The sequence below is a fragment of the Rhodanobacter sp. DHG33 genome, from assembly GCF_014843005.1.
In the GTDB taxonomy this organism is placed as follows: Bacteria; Pseudomonadota; Gammaproteobacteria; order Xanthomonadales; family Rhodanobacteraceae; genus Rhodanobacter_A.
Window position 1 is genome coordinate 232025 of sequence record NZ_JACYXM010000001.1, and the last position, 13927, is coordinate 245951.

Below are 13927 nucleotides of genomic sequence, written 5' to 3' on the forward strand. Positions count from 1 at the left end.
CATTCCGGCGCAGGCCGGAATCCAGTGGCCGTATGGTTTGGACATGCGTAATCGCCAATGAAGCCCGGCCTACGTCGGGATGACGAGCAGCAGCCAAACGTCTTTCAAAAAAGGCGGGCACCTGCACGGCTGTATCATGAGCATCTATCGCGCATGGCCGACCTCGCCGAGCTGCGCAGCCCACTCTCATCAGAGGATCCACCGGGCATGGCCTCCGAAGTCCATAACTTCATCCACCTGCTTTTCATCGGCGTCGTGGCGCTGTTCCCGGTGGTGAACCCCATCGGCACCGCCTTCGTGGTGATGCCCTACCTCTCGCAGCTGGACAAGGCCGGCAAGAAACAGGCCGTAGGCAAGATCACGCTGTACGCTTTCTGCATCTGCACCGTCACGCTGATCGCCGGCGAGTGGGTGCTGAAGCTGTTCGGCCTGTCCATTCCCGTGGTGCAGCTGGCCGGCGGCATCATGATCTGCAAGATGGGCTGGGGCTTCCTCACCTCCGACAAGGACGACAGCGCCGACAGCAGCAGCGATGGCGACGTCGCCGCGCCGAAGCACAAGAACATCGACAACCTGCTGTTCTATCCCCTCACGTTTCCGCTCACCACCGGCGCGGGCACCATCTCGGTGCTGCTGACCCTGAGCGCGCACGGCGCCGACGCCGACCTGCGCCAGCTGGCGTTCAACATGGCGGCCATCCTGCTCGCCATCGTGGTGATGTGCGTGCTGGTGTACGTGTTCTACCTCAACACCCAGCGCATCGAGCGCTACCTCGGTTCGCAGGGCGAGAAGATCTTCAACCGGCTGATCGCGTTCTTCATCTTCTGCATCGGCCTGCAGATCGCCGTCGCCGGCCTCAAGGCGCTGTTTGCCTGAGGCTTCGCTTCCCGAGGGGAAGATCAACCAAGGCAATTGCCGATTAACGCGGCACCAGGATCGGTTTTCCGCCCGTCGCCCGCGGAGACAAGGGCGACGAAAAGAATCGAAACATGCCGGGCACTGTCTCGCCCCGCGCGACAGGCGCAAGCTATACATCCACCATGACCCTGCGCAGCCTGTTCATCGACTTCAACAGCTACTTCGCCTCCGTGGAGCAGCACGAGACGCCGGAGTTGCGCGGGCGGCCGGTGGGCGTGGCCCCGGTGGCGGCGGAAACCACCAGCCTGATCGCCGCCAGCTACGAGGCGAAGGCGCACGGCGTTTCGACCGGCACGATGGTGCGCGAGGCACGCGAACGCTGCCCCGGCATCGTCATCGTGGCCGCGCGGCCGCAGCTGTACGTGCAATGGCACAACACGCTGAAGGAAGCCATCGACCGCGCCATCCCCATCGCCCATGTCGGCTCCATCGACGAGATGGCCTGCGAACTGGTCGGCCGCCAGCGCCAGCGCGCGGAAGCCGAGCGCATCGCGCGGCAGGTGAAGGAGGAAATCGCCAAGGCCGCGCCCGGCGGCGCGATCCGCTGCTCCATCGGCATCGCGCCCAACGACTTCCTCGCCAAGACCGCCTCGGACATGCAGAAGCCCGATGGCCTGGTGGTGATCGAGCAGACCGATCTGCCGCACGCCTTGCACGAGCTGAAACTGCGCGACCTGTGCGGCATCGGCCCGTCGATGGAGGCGCGCCTCAATGCCGAAGGCATCTTCACCCTGCCGCAGCTCACCGCCGTCTCGAAACTGGCGCTGCGCCGCGCCTGGGGCAGCATCGAGGGCGAACGCATGTGGGGCCTGCTGCGCGGCGCGTGGCTGCCCGCCGCCGCGACCACGCGAAGCTCGCTGGGCCACTCGCATGTGCTCGGCCCCGAACTGCGCACGCCCGAAGGCGCGCTGGCGGTGCTGAAGAAACTGCTGGTGAAAGCCGCCATGCGCCTGCGCCGCGACCAGTTGCTGGCCGGCGCGATGACGGTGGCCATCCGCTTCGTGGGCTACCAGGACCGCTGGGAAAGCAGCATCAACTTCGACCCCACCGACGACAGCCGCAACCTGTTGCACCTGCTCGCCGCCATGCTGGACGCCGGCCGCGTGCGCAAGCGCCCGCTGCCCGGCCCCATCCGTGCCGTGCCGCTGTCGGTAAGCGTCACCCTGATGCGCCTCGCCGAACGCACGCAGACCAGCGGCTCGCTGTTCGCAGCCACCCGCGACACGCGCAGGGTCGACACCGTGGTGGACCGCATCAACACGAAATACGGCCTCAACAAGGTCTACTTCGGCGGCATGCAGGCCGCGCTGATGCACGACGCCGCGCCCATGCGCATTCCGTTCAACCGCATCCCCGACGGCGACAGCGAGCAGGAGGCGGGCCTCGACCCGCTATGGCTGCAGTCGCTCAACCGGTTCAAGGCAATAGCGGAAGGGGAGCATCGGCGCAGGGAGAAAGAGCGCAGCGATACGCACGGCGGAAAGCCACCGCCGGATCGCGGCTGACCGCATGCCGGCATCGGTCCGTCTTCGACCCGAAGCGGACATTGGCATGCCGGCGATGGCGCTCGTACTGCTCGTCCAGCGACTCCCGTCGGCAGAAATCCGCGCGACCTTTAAACCGTTCGTTCGCATGAGGCATCTCTGTTCATACCGCCCCTTACGGGTACTTTCGTGGGGTTGGCCTTCCGCACGCGCCAAGCCAGCTGCTCCTGCCGACAAAGGATGCGCCATGTTCGTGAACCGATTCATCCAGGCTGCGTTTCTGCTCTTCTGTCTGAGTGCGCCCCTCGCGATGGGCCAGACCACGGACATCAAGGTCGACGTAGGCGGAAATCAATTGAATTTCCACGTCGTGAAAGGACAGGGCATGCCCATCCTGTTCGAAGCAGGCGGCGGCGACGATTCGACTGTCTGGAACGGCATTCTGCCGTCACTGGCAGACATCACACATGCCACATTGATTGCCTATGACAGGCCGGGATTCGGAAAGAGCGGACTCGACAAAAAAAGGCACGGCATCGTCAACGGCATAAATGACCTCGAAAAAGGCCTCAAGGCACTGGGCTACGATGGAAACATCATGGTGGTTGCGCATTCGCTAGGCGGGCTTTACGCCGAGCTGTATGCCGCAAGACATCCCGACAGGGTGAAATCGATGGTTTTGATCGATGCGACGGAAAGTTGCTTCTTGACCCCCGAAGAGCTGGATATCACCGAGCGGACCTACAAGGGGCAAATGGATGATTTCAAGGCTCACAGACCGGGTGTGTACTACTTGCTGAGCGATTACCGGTCCATGGCCGACGTGATGCAGAAAGTCGCGTTCCCCTCTTCCATCCCGGTGGTCGACATCGTTTCAGAGCACCCTCCATTCCCAAGCGAGGCCGAAAGGCAGCATTGGGAGAATTGTCACCGACAATTCGCGGGCGCTTCCGCAAACCGCGAAGGCATTCTCGCGGTGGGGACCGGCCACTATATTTTCCATGACAACCCCACTCTGGTTATCAATGCGATCGTCAAAGCCTATGCCGATACGTTGAACACCGAGCAACGCTCCTCACTGCTTGAGCGCAGCTTGTCTTTCAACATAAAAGAGGCCAATCAGAAGGCAAAGCCGTAAACCACCGCCCGTTTCGATCCAAAGCGGCCTTCTGGCGTTACGCGAACAGTTGGCGTTAGGCACGGATACCCTGGTGTATGCAACGGATTACCGCATGCGTCGGGCGTTTTCGCGTCTGCCATGTTGTTGGAGCTCGGCATGCCAGCGGACAGATGGCGCATCCCCGCCCGCCAGCTTCGGTACGCGCATATATTGACTACACGTGTAGCCATGCGATAGCCTGGCTACACGTGTAGTCAAGGAGCGCAAAATGCAGACCGCGATGAGCAGGGCGTGGGTAGCAGCCGTCTTGGGTATGGGCTTCATGCAAACTGCAGCCGGGGCTGCAGACTGCTCGGCCACCGCGTCGACTTTCGAAGCGGAAAGGGCCAGCTATCACCGGCAATTCGTTCCGGTGGCAGAAGGAGTGCGGCTGGAAGTGCTCGATTGGGGCGGAACTGGGCGACCACTCGTACTCTTGGCGGGGCTTGGCAATTCGGCGCATGTGTTCGATTCGATTGCCCCGGAATTGGCGCGACATTTTCACGTTTATGGCATCACTAGACGCGGCTTCGGAGCATCGTCCGTGCCCAAGAACGGCTATGGCGCCGATCGGCTGGCCGATGATGTCATGGCCGTGGTCAAAGCACTCCATATCGATCGCCCCATCCTTGCCGGCCATTCGATCGCCGGCGAGGAATTGAGCGCGATAGGAACACACTATCAAGGCAAAATTGCCGGACTGATCTACCTCGACGCCGCGCACGAGTACGCGATCTACGATCCGGCTCGCGGAGCCTATCACCCTGACTTGAGTCATCTGTCCGCGCAGATTTCGCGCATGCACGATGACCCGACAGACAAGTCGCAGATGACCAAGCTGTTGAATGAAGTCTCCATGTTGCAACGGAGCCTTGGGAGCGAGCTTGCTGGGGTAGCTGCGGATCACGCCAGCACAACGGGGGCTGCGCCTTCCGAACCAACGCCCAAAGAACTGGCCAGTTTCCCGGCGTTTCGTTGTTTCATCTCTGCACAACTCGGGGGAGTCATACCTGAGGACGAGATACGCCAGACGTTTGCGACAAGCGCCACGGGTGGCGTCGGAGAACAGAAAGCACCGGCGTTCGTTTACAACGCCGTCCTTGAAGGCGAAGAGCGCTTCCACGCACCCGACGTGCCCATACTCGACATCGTCCCCGTGCCACGCACGTCGGATCTTCCAGTCGGCAGTGACGAGGCGAAGCGTCAAGCAGCGGATGCGATGCACACCCGGATGCAGGAGCAAGAGATCGCTACGTTGCAGCATCAACAACCATCGGCAAAGATCGTGCGGATACCGCACGGCCACCACTACGTATTCCTGTCCAACCCGGCCGAAGTCGTGAGCGCCATGATCCAGTTCGGGGAGCAGCTGCCCTAGGTCAACTGGCAGACCCGGGGCTGCAATCAGCGACCTGCCAGCCGCGGCCGCCAACTCCGCGGCCCTGGCATGGCGGTGCACACCGCCACATCGGCGATCGTGGCCACCGCACGCTCGAGCAGCTGGATGGCCACCTCGTGCTGGCGCGCCATGCACCAACCCTCGAAGGCAATCGTGCGACGGCCGTGACGCTCCAGCACCAAGCCGGCGATCTGCGCGAGAGGCCCTTCGCTGCACGGAGAAGGTGGATCTCGAACCCCCGATTTCGCGAAATCCTCATCTCGGGAGTTTTATGCTGGCCTGGATCGACTACCCGGGGAGGGCTGCCATGTTCAAGCATTCGGTACTCGTTTTGCTGCTCGCTGCGTTCGCCACGCTTGCCTTTGCGGACAGCCCTCCGAAAGTTCGCCAACCTACGCTCACGCCGCAGTCGAGCGGCACCACACAGCTGCTGATCGCCGTCAGCCCGGTGAATTCGCGCGTGGTTTGGGCCTCGGGAGCCGGGGGAACCTACGTGGTGACCACCGACGGCGGCAACACCTGGAAGTCCGGCGTGGTACCCGGCGCGGAGAATCTGCAGTTCCGCGATGTGCAAGGCGTGAGTGACCGGATCGCCTATCTGTCGTCGGTCGGCGCCAACACCACCGACTTCAAGATCTACAAAACCGTCGATGGCGGCGCGCACTGGACGGCGGAGTTCACCAACCAGCTCACCAACGCGTTCTACGACTGTTTCGCCTTCTGGTCGCCCGACCGCGGCCTCGCACACAGCGATTCAGTGAACGGGGTGTTTCCCGATCTGCGCACTTCCGACGGCATCCACTGGCAGTCGATTGCCGGCCGTATGCCGCCGGCACTCTCTGGCGAAGCCTCGTTTGCATCGAGCGGAACCTGCATCACCACGCAAGGGAGGCAAAATGCGTGGATTGCCACCGGCGGTTCGACCACCTCGCGCATCCTGGCCACGCGCGACGGCGGCAACACATGGAACGCCTATGCCACCCCGCTCGTCAGCAACGCCAGTGCCGGCGGCTTGAGCGTGGCTTTCCGCGATGCGCGCAACGGATTTGTCGGCGGCGGCGACCTGTCGAGCAACACCTCAGCCGACGCAGCGATCTCTCACGATGGCGGCGCGACCTGGACGCTGACCAACCCGCCGCCGACCCCCGGAGCGGTCTTCTGCGCGGCGTACGTCCAGGGTCTGCGCGATCACCGCTTTTCCGCGTCTGCCAACGACGAGGACGATCAAGGTGAAGACCGGAACGGCTATGGCGACCATGGCCCCCGATTCGACCGCACGGTCGTGATCACCGCCGAAACCGCACCCAACTTCAATTCGGGATCGGCCGCCTGGACTCCCGACGAAGGCCGGACCTGGTATTGGCTGCCCACCGTGAGCGGATACTGGGCCGTCGCTTTCGCGAATCCCAAAGCCGGATGGTTCGTCGGCAACAACGGACAGATTCTGAAGATCAGCTTCTGAGCTTTGGGAAGTCCCAAGCAAAACCGGACTCGCGCAACAGAGAGTCGGCATCAGGGCGATGGTTCGGTTGCACCATCGCCCCTCGCCTCGATTGAACCTACTCCCTAAGGGAGAGGGATTCGCTCACGAAGGCTTTCCTCACGTCAGCGCCACGGCCGTTTGCACCGACGCGGTCGGCGCGCGTGTGATGGAATCCGCCAAACGGAGAGCTGAATAGAGTTCGGGAACCCCTTCCCCCACTTGCTTTCAGCCTGCGCGATTCACCCGCAAGCCAAGACGCAATCAACCGCCCACCAGTCGATTCCGCCGCAGCTCCGCCGCCTCGGCCCAGCGCGCCGCCACACGCGGCGTGGTGATGCATACCGCAACGTCGGTAAGCGTGGTCACTGCACGCTCCAGCAGCTGGATGTCGGCCTCGTGCTGGCGCGCCACGTGCGGGTCCTCGAAGAAGATCGCGCGATGACAGCGGCGCTCGAGCACCAGATCGGCGATCTGCGCGTCGCCGCCCATCGGGCCGCTCTGATAGCGATCCGCCCACGACTGGCCCTGCGGCCAGCCGCGGCTCCAGGCCAGTTCGTTGAGACGCTGGCCGGTGGTGCCGGTGGCGACGCGGCGACCGAAGCGCGACAGCGTGTCGAAGTGCTCGGCCGCGTAGGCCAGCATCGCAGGCTTCATGGCGTCGTGGGCGATCAGGGCAAGCGTCTGCGACTCGAACGCGTGCAGGTCGTCCGCGCCGGGATCGGGTTCCAGCCCCGCATGCATGCGCTCCAGTTCGATCCAGTCGCGCGCCGAGGCCACGGTGGAGAGGAAGGGCTTGGCATGGATCACGCACTGGCGCTTGAGCGCCACCGCCTCGGGGAACACCGAGGACGGGTCGACCGGATCGATGAAGTAGATCGCACCGTCCAGCGTGCGTGCATCGCCGTCCATGCCCACCACTTCGGCCACCAGCTTCATCAGGCCACCGGCACGGCCGTAGGGGTAGCGGCGCAGGGTTGCGTAGTTCGCCAGCAGGCCGGCGCGCATGATCGCGTCGTGGGTGCGACCTACCGCGTGCAGTTCGAGGCCCAGCTCGCGGATGCCCTGCTCGCAGGCACCCAGCCAGCGGAACAATGCCGCATCGTCGTGGCTGTGGTGCAGCTGGTTGGCGGCAAGGCCCAGGCGCATGGGGTTGGTCCTCTCGCTTGCTTCAATCGGGGAAACGCGAAAAGCATACTCGGTCGCGCCTTCTCTTCCGCGTGAGGAAGAGATTCACCGAGGCCGACTCGGATTGCCGTGCAGGAGCACGTGAGACGCACTCCTGCACAGCAGCATCAGGCCGCGACCGCTTCCGCCTGCGTGGCCAGCACGCGCGCGATCGAAGCCGCCGCCTCGCGACCGTCGTGCACCGCGCGCACCACCAGATCCGCGCCGCGCACGCCGTCGCCGCCGGCGAAGATGCGCGGGTGGCTGGTCTGCTGCGGCAGCGCGCCGTCGGCGCCGGTGACGATGCGGCCGGAGTGCGCCAGCTTCACGCCGTGCGACACCAGCCAGTCCGGCGGACTGGGCAGAAAGCCGAAGGCCTGGATCACCACATCGGCGCGCAGCTCGCTCTCGCTGCCTTCGACGTTGCGCGGGCGCGGGCGGCCGTGGCCATCCGCCACCAGCTCGGTCTGCACCACACGCACCGCACGCGCACGGCCGTGTTCGTCGCCGAGGATTTCCAGCGGCTGGCGATGGAACAGAAATTCCACGCCCTCCTCGCGGCTGTAGCCCACTTCGCGCGCGGAGCCGGGCATGCTGGCTTCGTCACGGCGGTACACGCAGGTGACGCTGGCCGCGCCGAGGCGGATCGCGGTGCGGTTGCAGTCCATGCCGGTGTCGCCGCCGCCTAGCACCACCACGTGTTTGCCGCGCAGGTCGAACGCCGGTGCCGGCGCTTCGTCGCGCAGCAGGCGCTCAGTGTTGGCGATCAGGAACGGCAGCGCGTCGTGCACGCCGTGCAGCTCGCGGCCCGGCAGCTTGCCGTCCACGTAGGTGTAGGCGCCGGTGCCCACGAACACCGCGTCGTAATCGTCCAGCAGCTGGCCGAACTCGATGTCGCGGCCCACTTCGTGGCCGAGCAGGAAGCGTACGCCCAGCTGTTCGAGGAAGGCGCGGCGCGTGCGCACCACCGCCTTGTCCAGCTTGAACGGCGGGATGCCGAAGGTGAGCAGGCCGCCGATCTCGTGCTGGCGGTCGTACACGTCGGCGGCGATGCCGGCGTGACGCAGGCGGTCCGCGCAGGCCAGGCCCGCCGGACCTGCGCCGATGATGGCGACGCGCTTGCCGGTTTCCTTCACCGCGGAAAGATCCGGGCGCCAGCCCTGGCGCAAGGCCTCGTCGGTGACCCAGCGCTCCACGCTGCCGATGGTCACGGAACCGAACTCGGTCTGCTCCAGCGTGCAGGCGCCTTCGCACAGGCGGTCCTGCGGACACACGCGGCCGCAGATTTCCGGCAGCGGGTTGGTCTCGTACATCAGTGTGGCCGCTTCGACGATGCGCCCCTGCTCCACCAGCTTCAGCCAGTTCGGAATGTAGTTGTGCACCGGGCAGGCGTGCTCGCAATACGGGTTGCCGCAATCCAGGCAGCGCCCCGACTGCGCGCCCGCGTTTGCCTCGCCGAAGTCGCCGGCGATCTCGCCGTAGCCCAGCACGCGGATCGCCACCGGCACCGTGCGCGGCGTCTGCCGCGGCAGGTCGAGGAACTGGAACAGCTTGTGCTCGCTCATGCCGCACTCCTCAATTCTTCCGCCAGCACGGCGAGGCTGGCCGCCTTCGGCTTCACCAGCCAGAACTTGTATTGCAGGCCGCGGAAATCGCGCAGCACCTGCCGGCCCCAATCGCTGCCGGTGTATTCCACGTGGCGCGTCACCAGCCCGCGCAGATGCTGCATGTAGTGCTCCATGCCTTCGGGCGAGATGCGCAGGATGTCCACCAGCTCGTGGTTGTAGCAGTCCACGAAATCGCGTTCGAGGTCGAGCACGTAGGCGAAGCCGCCGGTCATGCCCGCGCCGAAGTTGAGGCCGACCTTGCCGAGCACCGCCACCACGCCGCCGGTCATGTACTCGCAGCAGTGGTCGCCAGCGCCTTCCACCACGGCCACCGCACCGGAGTTGCGCACCGCGAAGCGTTCGCCCGCGCGGCCCGCCGCGAACAGCTCGCCGCCGGTGGCGCCATAGAGACAGGTGTTGCCGATGATGGAGGCGTCCTGCGTGGCGAACGGCGAATCCGCAGGCGGGCGCACCACGATGCGGCCGCCGGCCATGCCCTTGCCCACGCCGTCGTTCGCCTCGCCGGTGAGTTCGATGTGCACGCCACCGGCGTTCCATGCGCCCAGGCTCTGGCCGGCCGCGCCTTCGAGCTGCAGCACGATGGGATGCTCGTCCATGCCGTGGTCGCCGTGCCTGCGCGCGATGGCGCCGGAAAGGCGCGCACCGACGGCGCGGTCGGTGTTGACGATGGCGTAGCTGAAGCGACCGCCTTCGCCCAGCTCCACCAGCGGTGCGGTATCCGCTTCGATGCGCATGGCCAGCGCGGCGGGATCGCGCACCGGGTTGCGCGCCATCGCGCAGGCGCTGTCGCTGGCGGCGCCGAGGCTGCTGCCGTCGAGCAGCGGCGCGAGATCCAGGCCATGACGCACGGGCGTTGCGTCGTCGCGTTGTGCGAGCAATTCGCTGCGGCCGATCAGTTCGGCCAGCGAGCGAGCACCCAGCCGCGCGAGGTGCTCACGCACATCATTGGCGATGAACCGGAAGTAGTTCATCACCATTTCCGGCAGGCCGGTGAAATGGTCCTTGCGCAGCACCGGGTGCTGCGTGGCCACGCCGGTGGCGCAGTTGTTCAGATGGCAGATGCGCAGGTACTTGCAGCCCAGCGCCACCATCGGACCGGTGCCGAAGCCGAAGCTCTCCGCGCCGAGCAGCGCGGCCTTGACCACGTCGAGGCCGGTCTTCAGGCCGCCGTCGGTCTGCAGGCGCACGCGGCCGCGCAGCTCGTTGCGGCGCAGGGTCTGCTGCGCCTCGGCCAGGCCCAGTTCCCACGGCGTGCCGGCGTACTTGATCGAGGTGAGCGGGCTGGCACCGGTGCCGCCGTCGTGGCCGCTCACGGTGATCAGGTCCGCGCCGGCCTTCACCACGCCCGCGGCCACCGTGCCCACGCCGGCGTGCGAGACCAGCTTCACCGAGACTAGCGCCGCAGGATTCACTTCCTTGAGGTCGTGGATCAGCTCGGCGAGATCTTCAATGGAATAGATGTCGTGGTGCGGCGGCGGCGAGATCAGGCCGATGCCGGGCTTGGCGTAGCGCAGGCGCGCGATGGTGGCGTCCACCTTGTGGCCGGGCAGCTGGCCGCCCTCGCCGGGCTTGGCGCCCTGCGCGATCTTGATCTGCAGCACCTCGGCGTTGACCAGGTACTGCGGCGTGACGCCGAAGCGGCCCGAGGCGACCTGTTTGATCTTCGACATCTTCTCGGTGCCGTAGCGCGCGGGATCTTCGCCGCCTTCGCCGGAATTGCTGCGCGCGCCGAGGCGGTTCATCGCGGTGGCCAGCGCCTCGTGCGCCTCGGGCGACAACGCGCCCAGCGACATGCCGGCGGAATCGAAACGCCGCAGTATCGCCTCTACCGGCTCGACCTCGTCCAGCGGCACCGGCGCGCCCAGCGGCTGCACCGCGAGCAGGTCGCGCAGCGCGGAAGCCGGGCGATGGTCCACGTGGTTGGCGTAGACGCGATAATCGGCCGGGTCACCCGAGCGCACCGCCAGCTGCAGCGAGGCGATCACCTCGGGGTTGTACATGTGGTACTCGCCGCCGTGCATGTACTTGTAGATGCCGCCCGCGCGCAGCGGCTGCGCGGCGTTCCATGCTTCGGCGGCGAGCAGCTGCTGCTCGTGCTCGAGTTCCGCGAAGCTGGCGCCGCCGATGCGCGAAGGCGTGCCGGGGAAGCACAGCGCCACCACGTCCGGCGCGAGACCCACGATCTCGAACAACTGCGCGCCGCGGTAGCCGGCGATGGTGGAGATGCCCATCTTCGACAGGATCTTCAGCAGCCCCTTGCGGATGCCGCGACGGTAGCTGCGGCCGATCTCGATCCGATCGCCGTCGATGTGCCCTTCGCGCCCCAGCTCGAACAGGCTTTGATAGGCCAGCCACGGATAGATCGCGCTGGCGCCGAAGCCGAGCAGGCAGGCGAATTGATGCGCGTCGCGCGGCGTGGCGGTTTCCACGATGAGGTTGCACTGACAGCGCAGGCCCTGCTCGACCAGGTGCGCATGCACCGCGCCGGTGGCGAGCAGCGAGTGGATCGGCAGCTTGTCGCGCTCGGGATAGCGGTCGCTGAGGAAGACCAGCGCATTGCCATCGCGCACCGCCTTCGCCACGTCCTCGCACAACTGGCGCAACGCGGCTTCGAGGTGGGTCTGCGTCGGGTCGTACATCAGGTCGAAGCGCGGCGTGCCGGCATACTGCGGCAGCGCCAGCAGCTGCCGCAATTTCCGCTGGGAAAGAATGGGCGAGTTGATCAGGATCTGCTTCGCGTTCTCCGGCTTCAGCTCGAACACATTGCCTTCCGGCCCCACCTGGGTGACCAGCGACATCACCAGCTTTTCGCGCAGCGGATCGATCGGCGGATTGGTGACCTGCGCGAAAGCCTGGCGGAAACGGTCGAACAGCGGCCGCACCTGCCGCGACAGCGCGGCGACCGGCGTGTCGTCGCCCATCGAGCCGGTGGCCTCGGCCTCGAGCTCGGCGATCACCTTCAGCACCGTCTCGCGCTCCTCGCGCGACAGGCCGTACAGCTTCTGGTAGCAGCGCAGCTGGTCCGCCGGCAGCGGCTCGGCCGCCAGCGAGGGATCGATCAGGTCGGACTCCAGGTAGCTCACGCCGGCGCGCAGCCAGTCGCGGTACGGCGCGCGCTTGCGGTTGACCTCGTCGATGTCGGCGTCGCGCAGCAGGCGGTGCTCGCGGAAATCCACCGCGATCATCTCGCCCGGCGCGAGGCGGCCCTTGGCAACTACGCGCGCCGAGGGCATGTCCCACAGGCCCGCTTCGGAGGCGATGATGAAGTGGTTGTCGTCCGACAGTGCCCAGCGCGCGGGGCGCAGGCCGTTGCGGTCCAGCGTGCAGGCGGCGTAGCGGCCGTCGCACATCACCAGGCCGGCGGGGCCGTCCCACGGCTCGCTGTGCAGCGCGTAGTACTCGTAGAACGCGGCGAGATCCTCGTCGATGTTCTCGCGCGCGGCAAACGCGGGCGGCACCAGCATGCGCATCGCGGCGAGCAGGTCGATGCCGCCGGCGAGCAGCACTTCCAGCGCGTTGTCGAGACTCTCCGAATCGGAGCCCTGCTGGCGCACCAGCGGGCCGAGGTCGCCCAGTTCCACGCGCGGCGAGCGCCAGATCGTCTCGCGCGCCTGCATCCAGCGGCGGTTGGCGCGGATGGTGTTGATCTCGCCGTTGTGCGCCAGCAGGCGGAACGGCTGCGCCAGCCGCCACTGCGGCATGGTGTTGGTGGAGAAGCGCTGATGGAACACCACCGCGTCGGCGACCAGCGCCGGATGCGTGAGGTCGGCGAACACTTCGCGCAGGCGCCCCGGCGCGGCCATGGCCTTGTAGCCGATCAATTCGGACGACAGCGTCACCACGTAGAACGCCGGATCCGCCGCCAGCGCGGTTTCGGCGCGGCGACGTGCACGGAACAGCGCGAGCTCGAAGGCCTCGTCGCCCATGCCGTCGCCGGCCTCGACGAACACCTGGCGCACGCGGGGCCGCGCAGCAGCCGCGAGCGGGCCACAGGCCTCCTCGTTCACTGTCACTTCGCGCCAGCCCGCCACGCGCGCGCCTTCCTCGGCGAGATGCCGCTCCAGCACTTCCGCGGCCGCGCCGTCTGCAGAATCGAGGAACACCAGGCCCGCCGCGAAGCGCTCGCCGACGGCGATACCCGCTTCGTTCGCCAACGCCCGCAGCCACGCCTGCGGGCGGCGGATCAGCACGCCGCAGCCATCGCCGCTCACGCCGTCCGCGTTCACCGCGCCGCGGTGCGAAAGTTTCGCCAGCGCGTCGAACGCGGTGTCGACCACCCATGCACTGGCGCGGCCGTCGATCTGCGCCACCAGGCCGAAACCGCAGCTGTCGTGCTCGAACGCCGCGTCGTACAGGCTTGTTGCACCGGACTGCTTCATCTTGCTCACTCGCTGGACGGCAGGGCACGGAAGGCCAGCGACGCCTAGGCGCCGTGCTGGATTTCGTGGATTACGGTTCGACTACAACACACTTGCTGCGTCGCGTCAAAGACTTCTATACGTCCAAATGAAATTTGCCGTTGCCGCCCCAGGCCGGCGCCCGCGCCAAGGGAAAGCAGGCCTGGGAAAGCCGGTTCGATGCACTGCGCCGCTTCTTCGCCTTGCGGGGCGAGGCTCGATGTCCGCGAGGACCTTTCGTTTTGCGATCCCGGCTTGCCTGCGGGCCTTCTCGATCTTTCCGCAATGGGCAAGC

8 protein-coding genes and 1 pseudogene are annotated in these 13927 nt (G+C 66.2%); 5 read left to right on the forward strand and 4 right to left on the reverse strand.

Annotation, left to right across the window (positions count from 1 at the left end; all coding sequences use genetic code 11):
* Positions 1–207 precede the first annotated feature (207 nt).
* The 4 genes from IHE46_RS01020 (at position 208) to IHE46_RS01035 (ending at position 4939) form a co-directional block, all read left to right on the forward strand.
* Complete coding sequence (locus tag IHE46_RS01020) at positions 208–876, forward strand: MarC family protein (protein ID WP_192162650.1); 669 nt, start codon at positions 208–210, stop codon at positions 874–876.
* A 113-nt stretch (positions 877–989) separates the two neighbouring features.
* Positions 990–2423 carry a hypothetical protein gene (locus IHE46_RS01025; RefSeq protein ID WP_225562707.1) on the forward strand — a complete coding sequence of 478 codons (1434 nt, stop codon included), beginning with the start codon at positions 990–992 and terminating at the stop codon, positions 2421–2423.
* Positions 2424–2649: 226 nt separating this feature from the next.
* Positions 2650–3540: an alpha/beta fold hydrolase gene (locus IHE46_RS01030; protein WP_192162652.1), complete on the forward strand. Its 891-nt coding sequence runs from the start codon at positions 2650–2652 to the stop codon at positions 3538–3540.
* Between the two features lie 250 nt (positions 3541–3790).
* Positions 3791–4939, forward strand: coding sequence for an alpha/beta fold hydrolase (locus IHE46_RS01035; protein ID WP_192162654.1), 1149 nt, complete (start codon positions 3791–3793; stop codon positions 4937–4939).
* Between the two features lie 26 nt (positions 4940–4965).
* Here IHE46_RS01035 and IHE46_RS16915 read toward each other — a convergent pair.
* Positions 4966–5166, reverse strand: a pseudogene (locus IHE46_RS16915) (hypothetical protein); the annotation flags it as partial.
* Positions 5167–5267: 101 nt separating this feature from the next.
* On the opposite strand from IHE46_RS16915, the gene IHE46_RS01040 reads away from it, so the two are divergent.
* Complete coding sequence (locus tag IHE46_RS01040; RefSeq protein ID WP_192162656.1) at positions 5268–6422, forward strand: oxidoreductase; 1155 nt, start codon at positions 5268–5270, stop codon at positions 6420–6422.
* A gap of 282 nt (positions 6423–6704) precedes the next feature.
* Here the strand turns inward: IHE46_RS01040 and IHE46_RS01045 are convergent, their stop codons facing one another.
* From IHE46_RS01045 to gltB, 3 genes are all read right to left on the reverse strand, one after another.
* Positions 6705–7589 carry a methylglyoxal synthase gene (locus tag IHE46_RS01045; protein ID WP_192162658.1) on the reverse strand — a complete coding sequence of 295 codons (885 nt, stop codon included), beginning with the start codon at positions 7587–7589 and terminating at the stop codon, positions 6705–6707.
* A gap of 146 nt (positions 7590–7735) precedes the next feature.
* Positions 7736–9172, reverse strand: a complete 1437-nt coding sequence (locus IHE46_RS01050) for an FAD-dependent oxidoreductase (protein ID WP_192162660.1) — start codon at positions 9170–9172, stop codon at positions 7736–7738.
* On the reverse strand, positions 9169–13614 hold the full coding sequence (gene gltB / locus IHE46_RS01055) for a glutamate synthase large subunit (RefSeq protein ID WP_192162662.1): 4446 nt from the start codon (positions 13612–13614) through the stop codon (positions 9169–9171). Before gltB ends, IHE46_RS01050 begins: the two co-directional genes overlap by 4 nt.
* Positions 13615–13927 lie beyond the last annotated feature (313 nt).